Annotated in this window: 9 protein-coding genes and 1 tRNA gene; 3 read left to right on the forward strand and 7 right to left on the reverse strand. The window is 71.6% G+C overall.

From position 1 onward, the window contains the following. Window positions 1-140: 140 nt before the first annotated feature. Complete coding sequence (locus tag HNR21_RS33215) at window positions 141-1,439, reverse strand: extracellular solute-binding protein (RefSeq protein WP_182708228.1); 1,299 nt, start codon at window positions 1,437-1,439, stop codon at window positions 141-143. Between the two features lie 373 nt (window positions 1,440-1,812). On the opposite strand from HNR21_RS33215, the gene HNR21_RS33220 reads away from it, so the two are divergent. Next, entirely contained in the window at window positions 1,813-2,037 is a 225-nt protein-coding gene (locus HNR21_RS33220; RefSeq protein WP_182708229.1) for a ferredoxin, read from the forward strand. A gap of 108 nt (window positions 2,038-2,145) precedes the next feature. Here HNR21_RS33220 and HNR21_RS33225 read toward each other — a convergent pair whose 3' ends face one another. From HNR21_RS33225 to HNR21_RS33235, 3 genes are all read right to left on the reverse strand, one after another. After that, window positions 2,146-4,011: a KedN5 family methylcobalamin-dependent radical SAM C-methyltransferase gene (locus HNR21_RS33225; protein ID WP_220500394.1), complete on the reverse strand. Its 1,866-nt coding sequence runs from the start codon at window positions 4,009-4,011 to the stop codon at window positions 2,146-2,148. Window positions 4,012-4,047: 36 nt separating this feature from the next. Continuing rightward, window positions 4,048-5,565: a class I SAM-dependent methyltransferase gene (locus HNR21_RS33230; protein WP_246442428.1), complete on the reverse strand. Its 1,518-nt coding sequence runs from the start codon at window positions 5,563-5,565 to the stop codon at window positions 4,048-4,050. Between the two features lie 431 nt (window positions 5,566-5,996). Next, window positions 5,997-6,072, reverse strand: a tRNA-Leu gene (locus tag HNR21_RS33235). A 1,757-nt stretch (window positions 6,073-7,829) separates the two neighbouring features. Here HNR21_RS33235 and HNR21_RS36805 point away from each other — a divergent pair. Next, window positions 7,830-8,153: a hypothetical protein gene (locus HNR21_RS36805; RefSeq protein ID WP_512700799.1), complete on the forward strand. Its 324-nt coding sequence runs from the start codon at window positions 7,830-7,832 to the stop codon at window positions 8,151-8,153. A 166-nt stretch (window positions 8,154-8,319) separates the two neighbouring features. Continuing rightward, window positions 8,320-9,027: a helix-turn-helix domain-containing protein gene (locus HNR21_RS33240; protein WP_281402259.1), complete on the forward strand. Its 708-nt coding sequence runs from the start codon at window positions 8,320-8,322 to the stop codon at window positions 9,025-9,027. A 352-nt stretch (window positions 9,028-9,379) separates the two neighbouring features. On the opposite strand, the gene HNR21_RS33245 is transcribed toward HNR21_RS33240, so the two are convergent. From HNR21_RS33245 to HNR21_RS33255, 3 genes are read right to left on the reverse strand one after another with little or no spacing between them, the layout of a single operon-like run. After that, window positions 9,380-9,913: a flavin reductase family protein gene (locus HNR21_RS33245; RefSeq protein ID WP_119728795.1), complete on the reverse strand. Its 534-nt coding sequence runs from the start codon at window positions 9,911-9,913 to the stop codon at window positions 9,380-9,382. Beyond that, window positions 9,910-10,377 (reverse strand): acyl-CoA thioesterase, encoded by a 468-nt coding sequence (locus HNR21_RS33250; protein WP_119728794.1) that lies wholly within the window; start codon window positions 10,375-10,377, stop codon window positions 9,910-9,912. The genes HNR21_RS33245 and HNR21_RS33250 overlap by 4 nt, the downstream gene beginning before the upstream one ends. A gap of 3 nt (window positions 10,378-10,380) precedes the next feature. Next, window positions 10,381-16,182, reverse strand: a complete 5,802-nt coding sequence (locus HNR21_RS33255) for a type I polyketide synthase (RefSeq protein WP_246442433.1) — start codon at window positions 16,180-16,182, stop codon at window positions 10,381-10,383. Window positions 16,183-16,430 lie beyond the last annotated feature (248 nt).

Raw genomic sequence — 16,430 nt, forward strand, 5'->3', positions numbered from 1 at the left:
CCAGACGTTTGAGCGCCCCTGGACGTCGAGCGGGAGTCGCTCGTGGTCCCGTTTCCCGGGAGCCTCCCCAGAAGCCGTGCGACCCGCGCCGTCAACGGCGCGGGTCGCTGATCGCCGGCACTGCGGGGATGCCGGGCGGGCTAACGCGGGCCAGGGTGCTCGGCGAGGTAGCGGTCCAGCATCTCCTGCGCCTCGGCGGTCGCCTGGGCGAACCGCTCCAGCGGATCCGCTCCCTGCACCATCACGTCGTGCATGGCCCGGGTGAGCACGACCTGGATCTCGAAGAAGTCCCCGATCAGCGCGCCCGGGGCGGAGTTCACCCCGGCGGCCAGGTCGAGCTGGTCGCTGGGCGCCCGGTGGTAGGGATGCTCGGCGAACCAGCCCTCCCGTTCCAGCAGGGCGAAGGCGGACTTGGTGATCGGGATGAAGCTGTGCGCCTTGTGGTACTGCGCGGCGTTCCGGGGGTTGCCGAGGAACTGCATGAACGCCAGCGCGCCGTCCCGGGTGGCCTCGTCCAGGCCGTCCGCCAGCCACAGTGAGGTGCCCGCGACCACGTTGCCCCGATAGGGGACGTCCGCGTTGAAGGGGAAGCGGGAGACCGCGAACTCGAACCCGGCGTCGGCGGCGGCCTCCGCGGCCGCGCCGATGTCGTTGGTCGAGCTGAGCCGGAACGCCACCTGCTGTTCCGCGAAGAGCTCGAAGGTGCCGAACCAGTCGCCGAGCTCGCCCGTGTAGCGGTACAGGCCGTCCTCGTACAGGTCCCGCCACCACGACACCCAGGCCATCATCTCCTTGGTGGTGAAGTCCACGGTCTCGGCCCGGCCGAGCCGCCCGTTGCCGTGGTCGGCGAGCTCACCGCCCTGCATCGCGATCGCGTGCTGGAAGGGGATCCCGTTGTTCGCCCAGGTGATCGCGTGCGGCGGCCCGCCCGGCGACTTCACCACCCGCTCGCACGCCGCCCTCAGGTCCTGCCAGGTCTGCGGGATGTCCCGCACGCCCGCCTTGCGGAGCATGGTCACGTTGGTGAACAGCTGGAACGTGGTGGCCACCGTGGGCAGCGAGACCAGCTCGCCCCGCCAGCTGTACTGGTCGCGGAGCGCGGGCAGCAGGTCGTCCAGGATGACCGGCTCACCGAGGATGTGGGTCCGGCCCGCCACCGCCCGCTCCACCGAGGTGAACACCGGGCGGCCGGCGCCGTCCACCGCGTCCAGCGCGTCCGGCATCTCCGTGTAGTAGTACTCGGCGATCGCCGGCGGCGAGCCCTCCGCCGCCGCCCTGGCCACCGCGGCGGCCCCGTCCCTGAACCCCAGGCCGCGGATCCTGATCTCGTACTCGGGGTGCGCCTCCTCGAACCGGCGGCCGAGCCGGAACAACTCGTCCATGTAACGGGGGAACGCCAGGTCCGCCAGCCAGGCGTCCACGACGATCTTTTCAGTCATGCGAAGCCCTCTCCTCGGGTCGGCGCTCGCGACGCGGTCGGATACGACGAATCTCTGAAGCCCGGTGGGCGACACGAACGGGTCGTGGCCGGGTGCGGGTCGGCGTCACGAAAGGACATGAACCACACCGACCAATCCTCGATAACCGCGCAGGCGGGTGCATCTCCGATTTTGCGTGCCACGGCACCGGCCGGACGCCGGCCGGAAACGCAATTTCGCAGCACCGTCGGAGAAGCGTTCGGACCATTATTCGCGCATGCTCGGATTCGATCTGCGGACACCGGCCCGGAAGGGAATCCTCCGGCCCCGAACCGCGGAGGGCAGTGTCGGGCACGAGCCTTGACGGGCAACTCCATAGATGGGATCGCATTCCATGAGCACGACCCGCTGGACATTGACGGTCGACCAGACGATGTGCTGTTCCTCCGGCATGTGCGCATCGATCGCGGACGGCCGGTTCCATCTCGACACCGGCGTCTCGCAGCCCGTCACCGAGGAGATCGACCCGGACGACGCCGTGCTCGAGGCCGCCCGGTCCTGCCCGACCGCGGCGATCAGCGTGCGGGACGCCGCCGACGGCACCCCGATCGCTCCGTAGCCCGACGCCGGCGCCCCCGCGCGGGAGCCGGCGAGCGGCTCGGCATGAGCGAGATCTCCTTCTCGCCCATGCCGAGCTCCGGACGAGCGTGGACGTCCCGGCGAAGGGTCAGCCGGGGACACGACGCGGGGTCGCCAGGTGCAGCGAGGCGGTCTCGTAGTTGTCCAGGTTCTCGTAGTAGCCGGGGCGGGCGGAGAAGACCAGGGTCGTCGGCTCCTCCCGAGGCCCCGACTCCAGCGTCGCGGACCAGTTCTCCAGCGCCGCCGGCATGTCGTAGGGGAACGACACCGGGTCGCTCTCGTACCAGAGCCCGCCGTCCCGGTCGACGGCGTGCCAGCCGGGGGGCAGCTCCCCGCCCGGCTCCACGTAGACCTGCCGCGACCAGCGCTCGTACTCGTACAGCGCCTCCGCGAACCCCTGCCAGGGCTCCGGGAACGCGGGCACGATCTCCTCGCGCCACCACTGCCGGATCAGCTCGCGCAGCTCCGGCCGGCGGTGCAGGTCGCGCAGCGCCTCGGCGATGGCCGGCGACTCCGCGATCACCGGCAGCTTCGCCAGGAACGCGGCGGCGGCCGGATCGTCGGACCGCTCGAAGTACGCCTTGACGCTCTGGATGCCCTGGGACTGGGTCATCCCGATCACGTCGAGCAGCGGCCGCCAGGCGTGCCGCAGGAACTGCTGCTCCCCGAGCACCCGGGCCCAGAACACGAAACGCTGCATCTCCATGTTCTCGGCCAGCGTGGAGGTCCGGTTGGCCAGCACGTACTCGAAGTCGTCGTCCTCACCGCGGATCGTGACGAACCCGTGCAGCTCCCGGTTCTGCGCGTACGTGGTGTTGGGCAGCAGCAGCATCGGATAGACCGCGACCCGGGAGACCTTCTTGGCGAGCCTGTCGTAGCCGCGCAGGAACGACTCCACGGTCTCCCCCGGCGCCCCCCAGATCAGCTCGCCGTAGCACTCCAGGCCCTCCTCGTGGAGCCAGTCGACCATGCTCTCCCACTGGTTGACCTTCATGTTCTTGCGGAGCATGTCGGTCAGCGCCGCGTCGTCCAGGGTCTGCAGCGCCAGGGTGAACATGCCGTGCAGGCCGTGCCGCTTGAGCTGCCGGACGATGTTGTAGAAACGCGGCGACTTGTTCTTCGCCCAGCTGGTGATCAGCGCCTGCGGATAGCCGTACTTCTCCTTGGTCTTGATCACGATCTCCACGAACTCCTCGTCCGCCTCGAGCAGCCCGAAGTTGGAGTCGCAGAGCACGAGCGACGGGGCCTTGTGGTAGCCGAACAGGTCCAGCTCGGCGGCGAGCCGCTCGGCGGAGAACGACCGCATCTTCTGGCCGACCGCACCGCCCCAGTAGCAGAACGAGCACTTGTACGGGCAGCCGCGGTTGGTCTCCATCAGCGCCACGTCGTAGCGGAAGTTCCCGGCGGCGTCGGCCATCGGGATGGCACCGGTGAGGAAAGGGGAGGGCACCACGTCCAGGTCCTCGATCCGGTCCCGGTCGGGCGTGGTGTGGTGCTCGCCGTCCGGGCGCCGGTAGGACAGCCCCCGCACGTGCACCGGGTCGAACTCGTCGTGCTCGAGCACGTGGGTCAGCAGCTCGTGGAAGGTGTGCTCGCCCTCCCCGTTGACCACCACGTCGACCCAGGGGAAGTCGCGGAACACCCGCTCGGACTGGTAGGCCACGTGGTTTCCGCCGAACACCACCAGCCCGCGCGGGTTGATCTGCTTGAACGTCTCGGCCAGCGCGCCGAACTTCCGATAGTTCCAGCCGAGCACGGAGAACGCCACCACGTCGGGGATCTCGCCGCCCAGCAGCACCTTGGCCATGTCCTGCAGCTGCGCGCCGCCGCGGAAGTTGGAGATCTCCGCCTCGACCTCCCCGTTGAAGTCGACGTCGGCGTCGATCACCGCCTTCAGATAGCCGACGGCGAGCGGCATCGAGTCGACCGGCATGTCCCAGGCGCCCTGCTGCACTAATCGAACCTTCAACACGGGATCTCTCCTAGCTCCTCAGCCGCGCGTCCCCGGCGCTTGCTTTTCCGCGGTGATGAAGAAGGCCAGTCCGATGGCCGACTCCTCGCGCACGACGAGGCCGGCGTCCGCCAGCCATCCCTTGAACTCGTCCAGGTCGTACATCCGAAGACCGTGCTCGGACTGCGGGAAGTGGTGCGAGGCGACGAAGTACCGGTAGATCGGGTCCTCGGAGTCGCGGAAGCTGTAGGTCGTGAAGGTGCCCCCGGGCCGCAGGCACCGGCCGATCTCGGCGAAGATCGGGGCGGTGTCCTCGTACAGGAACGCGTGCGGCCCGTTCCAGCACATCGCCGCCCCCAGCGTGCCGTCGCCGAACGGCAGCGTCCGCGCGTTCGCCACGACCGCGGGCACCTGCGGCAGCCGGTGCCGCAGCGAGGCGAGCATCTGCGGCATCAGGTCCAGCGCGATCACCCGCTCGTGCCCGACGGCCTTGGCGAGCGCCAGGGTGAACCCGCCCGGTCCGGCGGCGACGTCGAGCACCGGCCCCTCCACCGGGCGCACCAGTTCGGCGATGAGCTTCTCCTCGAAGGCGGCCGTCACCGGCCCGTCCCAGGTGAAGCCGCACAGCCGCTTGAAGTTGGGCCGGGCCTTCGACTCGATGAAGTGGGCCATGGTGGGGATCTTCACCAGCTGGGACAGGAAGTCCGCGCCGCCCGTCCCGCCGGCGGACGCGGTGAAGTCGAGCATGCCCCGCGTGATCCGGTACTCCCCGGCGCAGCCGGTGCAGCGGGCGGAGCCGGGACGGAACTCCAGGCCCCCGCCGCAGTTCGGGCAGCGGAACGCCGCCTGGTGCCGGCGGAAGACGTCGATGTCGGCCTCCGGCGGATCCGGGTAGCGCGGCGGGAGCGAGTCGGGCTCGATCGGCGCCGGCGAGCCGTGCCGCACCGCCCAGTACGCCCTCGCGCCGGTGAACCCCAGCACGGTGCGGGTGTCCTTGTGCCACTGCGCCTCGACCTGCTCGGCGGTCAGCGACTTGACCTGCGCCCGGTCGTGCGCGCGCTCGGACTCGTCCATCTCCCAGGCCGTCGGGTAGGGGAACGCGCGGCCGATCTGCGGCTCCGGGTCGTCCGGATCGAACCGGAGCAGGGCGCGGTCCAGCCGCGACCGGTCGTCGACCTCGAGGCCGAGCTCGTCGGCCACGGCGAGGATGCGGCGGCGGTCGTCGGGAAAGTGCGCGAGAAGGTAGTGCAGGGCCAGCGAGAGCCCCTGGCCCTTCGGGGCGCTCCGCCACAGGGTGAGATAGCGGTCGAGTCCGGCGCGGACCGCGGAGTGCACCTTCCCGTCGGCGGCCGGATACTCCACCTCGGCGAGCAGCCCGAGGAGGATCGCGAGATGCCCCTGCCGCACCTCGTCCACCTGGTCCAGGCACGCCACGAGATGCGGTACCGCCGACAGCGTCTGCTCGGTCGGAAGGCCGTCTCGCCAGAGCGCGCCGACGAGCCGCTGGTACGCCTCCTCCAGCCGATCCGCAGGCGCGGCGACGAATGAGTCGATCAATGTGGTGACCGGATTGGCCGCGGAATCAACCACGATCTCGCCCCTTGTCTCGAATGCAACCAACCGACGAGAAATCCACTCACCGAACCGCCGCGCGGCGACCGTCCGGCTTGTCCTTTCTCCGGGCAACTGTGCTGCGATGTTCACACAATCGAACGCGAAGCGTCCTCTTCGAAAATGCTCGGCTCTATCACCGCGGCCGGCATGTCCGCACCGGGCCCGGCGGCTCGCGGACCCGCGGCCCGGCCGCGTCCACGGCGCGTCGACGCGGCGGCCGGCCAGGCGGCGGAGGGGGTGCTGCGGGGTGCGCCGGACCGGCATGAACGCCCAGGTGAGCGGCACTGCGGAGCGTCCACCGCCGGCGCCGCCCGCGAATCCGGGCCGACCCGCCGACCGTGAAATCGCCCGGCCGCCGGACCGGCCCCGCACCCTGGTACCCCCGGTTGGATTCGAACCAACAACAAAGCCCTTTTAAGGGGCTCGCCTCTACCTCTGGGCTACGGGGGCGAGATTGCCGGGCGACGATGCCCGGTCACCGATCAGCGTGGCATCGGACCGCTCCCGGCACATCTTCCATATTGTCGTCGTCCACCCGGTCGCCGGGGATTCCGCACAGGAGGCGAAGACGCCGCCGCATGGGATCACGAAGGCGAAATGGGCGGCCGCGGACGTCGGGCGCCCGCGCCGTGCACATCATCGGAAACGAACTCGCCGCCCGGAATCCCCGGCCATTAAGGGACGCGCGTCCCGGCGAGACCGGCCTCGCGGCCGAGCGCCGCGGCATCACCTGTCCGGCTCCGAGCGCCGGCGGCGGGCGGTGGCGAACTGCCCCGGCCCGCGACCCTGCCCGGCCGGACCGCGATACCCCTGCGCGATGTCCGGCCGGCGGAAACAGGCTCCAGCATGCCCGGACGGGATAAGCGGGCCTTCTCTGCCCGTGCGCTATTCACGCATGCCCATTCGGGAACGCGGCGCCGCAACGGATGCGCGCCCCCAGCGTCACTCCGGTACGAGGACCGGTTCCGCTCGTTCTCGGCCGTCCACCATGTCACGCATATCGACCGAACGGTCATCGGTGGGCGTCCCCGGCGGCGGATGCCGCCACATCCCATCAGCCTGATCTTCGACCTGTGCGTTGTCGTCGAGCGGTCATGGCGAGGTCCCGTTCGACGGCCTTTCCGATGTCGTGGCCGTGACTTGCTGCGGGACGGCCCGACCCCAGGTCGCTCCGCCTCCGTCCCAGGGCGGGGAGATCCGCGAGAGGCCGGCGTAGGCGGCCGTGACGAGCTCGGAAGCGCTCCCGGCGTCCACACCGGAAAGCGGGTCATCCTGCTTTTCCGCTGCTCAGGGCGGCTCTTCGAGCGTGCCGGCCCAGCCGGCGAACGGCAGCGGGGTCGCGCCCCGGCCGATCAACGGACGCGCAGGCGTCCATCGACAAAGAGTCACGGACCGGTCACAGCACGCGACAAATCCACCATAAACCCCGAAGGTAAACAGCAAATGCCCACCCTGTCAAGAGCCCACGGTCATATCAGATCGACCATTCCTTCACTACGGGGTCCTAGCAGCGGAAATGGACGAGTCCCGGCGGAGATGCGATCGGCCGGCGGCGACCCAATCGAACGTTCTTGCGCGAAACCGGACAACAGGTATCTTCATGAGCGCCCCGGAACCACGGGGGCAGGCACCTCCCGCCAGTGGACAAACCGTCCATTGCGCGCGAGCGAAAGGTATACAATGCCTATCGAGTCCGATTGCGGAACCACCAGGGACGGGACCTCCGACGACCCTCCCCCACCAGCACCACAGATCGACACATTCTCGATTCCGATCAGTTCACTTCCCTCCGCCCGATCGCCGCAACTCTCCGGAGAAAACGAGAATCGCGTTCAACGGCCTGCCGGAACGGAAGCGATCTCGCCGCGGATGCTCGCGCATCGCGGTACCACGCGGGTGACCGGTCGCACGCGCCGTCTCCGGGCGGCCATGCCTGACGGGCGCGACGGAACCGATGTGGAACGTTTCGGCGGAAGCGGGGACGAGGCCTCCCTCCGGGCGGCCGGGCTGGACATGCGGCATGGGCCGCCGCTCTCACCCGGTGGGCGCGGACCGGCCGCGATGCGGATCGCGGCCGCGCGCCCGGAGGGGCCGGACCGGGTCATCACGGCTTGGACCGCTCTCCCGGTGAAGGCGGTCGAAGCCTTCCGGCGGAATTCAACCGGGGAATCTCCCCAGTCGAACACCCGAGCCGGCGTCGACGGCCGATGCCGTCCACCCGCGCGCCCGGCGGCCGGCTCGAGCCACCGCCGCCGCGGTCGTCCCTGACGCCGGCGCCCCCGCCCGCCGCGAGCCGGGAGGGGCACGGGACATCAGCGCGCCGGCGCAGGATCCGCCGCCCGCGAAACCGCGACGGCGGACGTGAACCCCTCCGGCCGCCGCACGCGCACATCACCGTGACCGGCCGGTCCGGGACGGCGGGCGCACTTCCGGCGCATTGCACGAGCATTGCGGCAAAGCCCGTGCACCGCTGTTCACACCATTGGAACCGGATCGCCGACGAGGTCGAACGCCGCGAGCGCACCGAATAAACGTTCAACGGCCGCCACCAATTCCAATCATTGAACAGCGACATTTCCACACTCGACTGCTAGCCTGACTCCGCCACCTTGATCGCGGGCCATCGACTGGCGTGTTCACATCATCCGTAAATGGGGAGAGATCATGCATGATGCCGTGGAGCGAGTCATCAGAATGATGCACGAGAATCTGGGTGAGCCGATCACAGTGGACGACATGGCCCGCACGGCGATGTTCAGCAAGTTCCACTTCACCCGGCGGTTCCAGGAGATCACCGGGGTTTCACCCAGGCGTTTTCTCTCGGCGCTGCGGCTCGCCGAGGCCAAACGGCTCCTCCTCGCCACGTCGTTGAGCGTGACCGAGATAAGCATCCAGGTGGGCTACTCCAGCGTCGGCACCTTCAGCTCCCGGTTCAAGAGCAGCGTGGGCCTGGCGCCCACCGAGTTCCGGCGCAGCGGGGGGTTCATGCAGCAGCTCCCCCGCTGCGGGCGCCGCCCCGGCATGCCCGGGCCGGCCACGGTCATACGCGGTCGGATCTGGCCGTCGTCCCTGGTCAACGACGATCCCATCTTCGTCGGGATGTTCCCCGGCCACATTCCCGAGGGCGTGCCCGCCGCCTACACGATCGTGGAACGCCCCGGGCCGTTCGTGCTGCGGAACGTGCCCCAGGGCGTCTGGTGCCTGCTCGCGCTGTCGGCCGCGCCGGACCGGCCGGCCGACGGAGAGCCGCCCTTCGTCGGCGTTTACGGGCCGATCACGGTGCGGAACGGAACAATAGCCAAGCCGGCGGACGTGCGACTCAGGCCGATGCGCATCACCGATCCCCCGGTGTTGATGGCGCCCCTGGACACGCGATTCAGCCAGTTGACGGAGACCGCGAGCTGACGAAGCACAGGAAAGCATTCTGGGTCGGACCGGCCGGTCCGGCCCAGAATGCTTTTTCATTCCCCGGGCGCGGCAATGTCCCGATGAACGCGGAGCCCGGCCGGGCGAGCCTTTCCGCCATTATCTCGCCCGGCCGGATCACCACCATCGCGCGGAGAACCCCGCCCTGTATCAGCACACCACCCGAGGCCGGAAACAGTTCACTTCCGCGTGGACTGCACCGTCATCGGCAATCACCGCGGAAACGGCACCATCCCGTAACCGGGCGGCGGGCCCAGCCGAAGGTCGCGGTGCGCGGACGTCCGGGCGGCCCTTGAGGCGGCGGGCGCGGCGGCGCACGAACCGCGTGCGGTCACGTCGCCGCCTCGCTCCGATCGGACTTCAGACGGTGGAACCGGCCCCGGAAGAACAGCAGGGCGTCAGGATCGTCGAACTGCTCCAGGGAGAGCAGACGGCCGATGAAGATGGTGTGGTCGCCGCCGTCGCAGGCGCGCCACAGCTCGAACTCCAGATGGGTCAGGGCGTCGCTGATCAGCGGGACGCCGGTCAGCCGGCCGGGCCGCCAGGCGATCCCGTCGAACTGGGCGGCGCCGAGCGGGCGGCGCAGATCGGCGAAATGCCGGGCCACCCGCTCCTGGCTCGCGGCCAGCACGGACACGCCGAAGAAGCCGATGTCCAGCTTGCGGTGCATGACCGCCGTGCGGTCGATGCAGACCAGCGCGAGCGGCGGCTCCAGCGAGACCGCGGTGAACGAGTTGGCGGTCATCCCGTGCGGGCTGCGTCCGCCGACGGTCACCACGGTCACCCCTGTCGCGAACGTCCCGAACGCGCGCCGCAGCACTTTCGCGTCGACCTCCCCGGGCGCGGGCGTCGGGCCCTTGGTCACACCATGCTCCTCGTCTCCGCCCTGCCGTTCGGCACGTACGGGGCCAGGGCCCGGACCAGCGACTCGGGCACCCGTGCCGGGACGGTGGCGTTGTTCGGCCCGCGCATGCAGGCCACGCGCTGCCGGCCGCGGGCGACCAGCCGCTCGCCGCCGCCCGGGTCGATCCGCACGTAGTCGAAGCTGAACTCGAGCTGCGTCTGCGCCAGATCGACCAGGCGCATCCTGATGGACAGCTCGTCGAAGGCGGTGATCTCGGCGAAGAACTCGCAGTCGACCTTCAGGGTGAACAGCTTGAGGTCGGCCCACAGCTCGGCGAGCACCTCGGGGGCCCGCTGCTTCAGGAACATCTCCCGGCAGCGTCCCTGCCAGCGCAGGTAGTTGACGTAGTAGACGTTCCCGACGATGTTGGTCTCCTCGAAACCGACGACGTGCCGGTATTCGAAGTACTCCTCCGTGCCCTGCATGGCCTATGACCGCCCTTCGGTGAGGACTGCGAACACCACTGGTTCCGGGAGCCCCTTCAGGGTCGTGGCGAGGGTCGCGATCCTGAGGCGGCCCGAGGCGAAGACCCTCCAGGGGCCCCGTTCCTCCGCGGTCAGGGTGAGCGGGGCGTCCACGGCGACTCCGGCCTTGCGCAGGCACTCGACGGCGGTCCACACCCTGGTGGCGGCGGTGTCGGCCGTCTCGCCCGCCTCCCTGGCGACCAGCTCGGCCAGCGGGGCGTGCCGACCGAGCAGCCCGCGCCATGCCTCCGCCGATCGCCCGGTCACCCCTTCCACGTCGCAGCCCACCGTCCCGTCGGCGGCGACGCAGAGGGTCACCCCGGGGCCGTGGGAGGCGGAGATCGCCCGATCGCCGTCGATCTCCGGTCGCCCGTCGGGGCGGTACCGGATCACCGTCCGGCGGCCGAGAGCACGCTGTGCGGCGACCGCGGTCCGGGCCCGGCGCCCGGCGGTGTCCTCCGCGTCGTCAGGGTGATGCGGCTCGATGGCGACCGCCACCGCCGTGCCGAGCAGGTCGCCCACGGTCCGTTCGATGTAGGGGCCGAGCAGGGGGGCGGCCCACGGGCCGCGGCCGTCGCTCTTGCGCACCGCCCGCAGGCACAGCCCCTCCCAGCGCTCGACGACGGCACCGGTCCGGTCGCGCACCACGATGTCGTAGACATAGGTGTCGCCGTCGCGCGCACGCTCGATGGCGGTGTAACGCAGCTCTCCCGGCTGCTCCCCGGTCACGGCCGCCGCGTCGCCGCAGGGGAACAGCCGGTCGACCCCCACCGGCAGCAGCGTGGCGTCGGGTACGCAGACCTGGTTCCCGTGCATCAGCGCGTCCCGCATGCCGGGGTCGCCGAGCAGCAGCCCGCCGGGCAGGAACCCGGCGAACCAGTCGCCCGTCGTGGTCGTCGCCACATCGGCGTCCACATGGCGGGCGGCGGCGCGGTGGTAGCGCCGCAGCCGGCGGAACCGGCCCCGCTGGAACAGCAGCGAGCCGTACATGTCCTCGGCCGGGTTCAGCGGCACCGCGGGCGTGTCCTCCTCCACCTGACAGGGCGGGCCGTCGGGCGGGATGGCCCCCGAGAAGACCAGGCGCGCCCGGAAGTGCTCGGCGGTGAAGGCGGTCTCCTCGCTGCGGATGGTCACCTCGGCCGTGTCGTCGGCGGTGACCACCGCGGCGATCCGGATCCGGGTGCTGCCGTCCGGCGGCACCACGATGGGCCGCAGGAACTCCGCCCGTTCGATCACGGGGACGGCGGTCCAGCCGGTGGCCGCGGTGGCGACCTGGGCCATCGCCTCCAGCCCGAGGACCGCCGGGAACAGCAGGTTGCCGTCGAGCAGGTGGTCGCCGAGATAGGGGTCGGTGCCCGCGTTCAGCTCGACCTCCGTGACCAGCTCGACGCCGTGGTAGCGGATCAGCGGCTTGTCCACGAAGCGCAGCAGCGGCAGCTCAGGACGCGGGCGGCGGACGGTGTCGACGCCCTCGGTGCGGCCGCTGATCACCACCACGACGGGCGCGTCGGGGTCGGTGACCAGCCGCATCATGAGCTCCACGCCCTGGTCCGGGGTGATCGGCGTGATGCCCTCCCGGGTCAGCCCTTCGACGACCGACAGGCGTTCGCCCATGCCGACCCCGGACCACACCGACCACTCCATGCACAGCGCCCGGCAGCCCGGGTGCCGCTCGGCCACCTCGCGGGTCAGGTCGGCCAGCCACTCGTTGGCGGTGGCGTAGTGGGCCTCCCCGCGCAGCCCCGACCGGCCGATGATGCTGCCGAACGTCACCAGCAGCTTCAGCGAGCCGGGCCGCACCGCGTCGAGCACGGCGCGCAGGCCGTCGATCTTGGGGGCGAAGGTGCGCCGGAACGCCTCGAAGTCCAGGCCGGCGATCCCGGCCGGCTCGTTGCGCCCGGCGCCGTGCAGGACGGCGGTGACCGGGCCGAGGGCCTTCGACAGCTCCGCGACGGCGGCACCGACCTGGGCGGGGTCGGTGACGTCGGCGCGGGCGTAGTGGACGGTCGCGCCGCCGTCGGCCATGCGCCGCAGGTTCGCCGCCAGTTCCTCGTCCTCGGCGGGGTCGGAGCGTCCCAGCACCGCCAGCCTGGCGCCCGTGTTGACGGCCACGGCCAGCGCGCACTCGGCGGTGATGCCCTTTCCGCCTCCGGTGACCAGCAGGACGTCGGTCTCGTCCAGGGGCGGCCGGCTGCGTTCCGGCCGTACCGGCATGACCCGCAGGGTCGGCACCCGCCGGACGCCGTCGGCGTCGTAGTGCACCTCGGCGAAGTCGCTCGTCGCCGCCACCTCGGCCACGACCGGCTCGACGTCCTCGGCGCCCTCCGGCAGGTTGACGATGGTGGTGCGCACCTGCGGCGCCTCCAGCCGCAGCGTCTTGGCCAGACCGGCCGCGCCCCGGCCGTACTGGACCAGGACGAACCGGCTGCCCGGCTCGCCCCGCACCGCCCGCTGCGCGCCGTCCAGGGCGAGCTTCACCTGTTCCGGGGCGCAGTCCGGCGGCAGGCAGACCAGGACCCCGGAGCCGACGTTCGCACGTTCCAGGGCCCGGCGCAGCGGCTCGGCCAGCGGGTGGCCGTCCGTGGCGAACACCTGCCACGACCCGTTCTCCCGCGGCGCGGTCCTGGGCGGTCGCGGCACCTCGTCGAGGTCGACCCGGAACGGCCGGGACCATGCGGCGGCACCGGCCACGACCGCCGCGGGTCCGGTGTCCTCGGGCAGGGCGGTCTCGGCCAGGGTCTCCAGCGTCTCGCCCAGTTCCCGCAGCGTGGCGGTGGCGAAGTTGGTCGGCGCCTGGGCCATCGGCAGCCGCAGCAGCTGCGCCGCCTGGTTCATGACCTGCCCCACCGTGATCGAGCTCATGTGCAGGTCGTCGAGCAGGCGGCTGTCGTCGGTGACCATCTCCGGCGGCAGTTCGACGCGCTGGGCGACCAGGCGGCGCAGCAGTTCGATCGCCGGCTCGTCCGTGGGCTCGGCCGGCCCGCCGGTCTCGCCGTTCTCGCCCTTCTCGCCAGGCTCGCCGGTCTCGGCCGGCCCACCGGCCTTCCGGCCCGCCCCGCGGATCTGCAACGGCGGTGCGGACTCGGCGGGGCTGGCGAAGAACGAGAACTCGGCGCCGATCTCCAGGGGCCGGATCAGCCTGCCGTGGAAGAGCGCCTCGTGCCGTACCGGGGCGCCGAGCACGTACGCCGCACCGGCGACCCGGAGCAGCCCGCCGAGCGACTCGTCGTCGGTGTCCAGGGCGACGGCCGGCACGTCCGCGATGGCGGTCGCCAGCCGGCTGAGCACCCGGCCGGGGCCGACCTCGATGAACAGGTCCGCGTCCTTGGCCGCCAGCTCCACCGCCTGGGCGAACTGCACCGGGGCGGTGATCTGGCGGCGCAGCAGCGCGGGCAGGTCGGTGTCGGGCGCCAGCACCTCCCCCGTCACCGTGGAGACCACCCGCCGCTCGACCGGGCCGAACTCCTCGTCGGCGAGCCGGTCGCCGAACGCGTCGGCCGCCGGGGCCACCAGCGGGGAGTGGAAGGCGTGCGACACCGCCAGGCGCGTCCAGCTCACGCCCGCCCGTTCGGCGTTGCGCCCGGCGGCCTCGATCGCCTCCACCGAGCCCGCGATGACCGTCTGGTCGGGCCCGTTGTACCCGGCGATCACCACGGGCAGCCCGGTGATCAGCCCGTCCACCACGGACGACGGCGCGTTGACCCCCGCCATGGTGCCCGAGGAGCTGTGCTCGGTCATCGTCCGGCCGCGGACGCCCGCCACCCGCAGCAGCGTCTCCTCGTCCATCGCCCCGGCCCAGTGCAGGGCCGACAGCTCGCCGAGGCTGTGCCCGACCGCGACCTCCCCCTCCACGCCGAGGACGGACAGGGCGCGCAGACCGGCCATCGATCCGGTGACGATGCGCGGCTGCGCCACCGCGGTCGCCACCATGTCGCCGCCGGTGGGCAGCGCCGCCTTGAGGTAGACCTCCTCCACCTCGGCGAGGCGGCGGCGGAGCGCGCCGCCGCTGGTGCCGCGGCCCGAGCCCTGCCCCGGGAACAGCAGGCCGATCCGGCCCGGCCCGCTCGCCTGGCCGAGGAAGACGCGGCCGTCGGGATCGACCAGCCGCGGATCCCCGGCGTCCAGGGCCTCCAGCGCCCGCCGCAGCCGGCGTTCGGCGTCCTCCGGAGAGGAGACCACGACGGCCGCGCGGTACGGCAGGTCGCGCAGCCTCCGCTGGAGCGCGGCGGCCAGATCCGCGAGCTGGGCGTAGGACAGCCGGGGAACGAACTCGACCAGCTCGGTCAGCCGGGCGCGCAGGTGTTCCGGCGAGTCGGCGTCGACGAGCAGCAGTTCCACGTCCTGGACCGACGCGGCCAGCGCCCGGGTCCGGGTGTCCATCGGGACCCGCCGCCGCGGGGCGGCGCCCTCCACCACGACATGGGTGTTGATGCCGCCGAAGCCCATGGCCGTGACCCCGGCCCGCACCGGCGCTCCGGCCGGGAACGGCTCGGCCTTGCGCAGCACCCGCAGCGTCGCCCCGTCCTCCTCCAGCACCGGATGCGGGTCCACGCAGCCGACGGTCGGCGGGAGGACCTGCTCGTGCACCGCCATGACGGCCTTGATGAGCCCGGCCACCCCGGCGGCGGCCTTGGTGTGCCCGATCATCCCCTTGATCGAGCTGATCGCGGCCGGTGCGGCCTGCGGATCGGCGGCGGCGCGGGCCAGGGACAGGGCCCGCAGCTCGGTGGCGTCGCCGACCTGGGTGCCCGTGCCGTGGCCCTCGAACATCGGCACCGTCTCGATCCCGAAACCGGCCCGCTCGTAGGCCCGCCGCAGCGCCAGCTGGTAGCCGCTGAGCTCGGGCCGGGTGATGCCCCCCTGGCCGTCGGAGGAGACGCCCCAGCCGGCGATGGTCGCGTAGATGCGGCGGTGTTCGGCGCGGGCGTCCTCCTCCCGCATCAGGACGACCATTCCGCAGCCCTCACCCGGCCAGAAGCCGTTGGAGCGGCGGTCGTAGAGCCGCATCTCGGCCTTGGCCAGGGCTCCGGTCTTGGCGAAGCCCACGATCTCGAACGGGTCGATCGACAGGTCCACACCGCCCGCGACGGCGATGTCGATGGCGCCGTCCAGCAGTTGCGTGCACGCGGTCGCCACCGACAGCAGCGAGGAGGAGCAGGCGCCGTCGACGGTGTAGCCGCCGCCCTTGAGATCGAAGTGGTTGCAGATCCGGCCCGCGATCGTGTTGGACAGGCCGCCGGCGAGGGTGTCCTCGTCGATCGCCGGGAACGGGTGCTTGTAGGCGGCCTCCAGGTCGTCGAGGAATCCGGCCAGCCGGTCGTCGTCCCAGCCCTCCTGCTCGCGGAGCGCCGCGGCGACGACCCGCCGCACGTACGGCCAGCGCAGCCGCAGCACGTTGGCGCGGGTGAACTCCCCGGTCAGCGTGTTGCCCACGATCACGCCGGTGCGTTCGCGGTTCAGTCCCTCGCCCTTGGGGAATCCCGCGTCGGCGAGCGCCCGGTCCGCGACGTCGAGCGCCAGCCAGTGGGTGAGATCGGTGGACCGGTAGGTGCTCCCGGCGACGCGATGGGCGACCCGGTCGAACCGGTAGCCCTCGATGACGGCGGCGTTCTTGGCGTAGAACCGGTCGGGGGCGGACGGGTCCGCGTCCCAGTAGTCCTCGAGCCGCATCCGCTCGTCGGGCAGCCGCCGGAAGGCGCGGCGGCCGGCGAGGGCGTTCTCCCAGAGCTCCCGGGGCGACGCGGCATCCGGGTACCGGCATCCCATTCCGACTATTGCGAGCCTGGTACTGCTCATGCGGGCACGACCTCTTTTCCGCTCTCCGGTTGGCCGGTGGCGGCCCGTCCGCCGGCGGGGGCCCTCGAGGGCACCGCCGCGCGCCCGTCACGGGCCTGGTGGAAGTGCGGCGACCGCGGGTTCGTGAAGTGCCGCAGCCCACCGCGCACCGGGGCGCGCGGCACCCGCCCGACGCCGACCGCGGTGGGCGCACGGCGACCCGATTTCCGCAACACGGT

It is taken from the genome of Thermomonospora cellulosilytica, assembly GCF_014138835.1.
GTDB classification, from domain to species: domain Bacteria; phylum Actinomycetota; class Actinomycetes; order Streptosporangiales; family Streptosporangiaceae; genus Thermomonospora; species Thermomonospora amylolytica.

What these genes read in the sequence shown, in the direction of transcription:
- HNR21_RS33215 (WP_182708228.1), bottom strand. Translation starts at nt 1,439, where the DNA reads ATGACTGAAAAGATCGTCGTGGACGCCTGGCTGGCGGACCTGGCGTTC.
- HNR21_RS33220 (WP_182708229.1), top strand. Translation starts at nt 1,813, where the DNA reads ATGAGCACGACCCGCTGGACATTGACGGTCGACCAGACGATGTGCTGT.
- HNR21_RS36805 (WP_512700799.1), top strand. Translation starts at nt 7,830, where the DNA reads ATGCCGTCCACCCGCGCGCCCGGCGGCCGGCTCGAGCCACCGCCGCCG.
- HNR21_RS33240 (WP_281402259.1), top strand. Translation starts at nt 8,320, where the DNA reads ATGCACGAGAATCTGGGTGAGCCGATCACAGTGGACGACATGGCCCGC.
- HNR21_RS33250 (WP_119728794.1), bottom strand. Translation starts at nt 10,377, where the DNA reads ATGCAGGGCACGGAGGAGTACTTCGAATACCGGCACGTCGTCGGTTTC.
- HNR21_RS33255 (WP_246442433.1), bottom strand. Translation starts at nt 16,182, where the DNA reads ATGGGATGCCGGTACCCGGATGCCGCGTCGCCCCGGGAGCTCTGGGAG.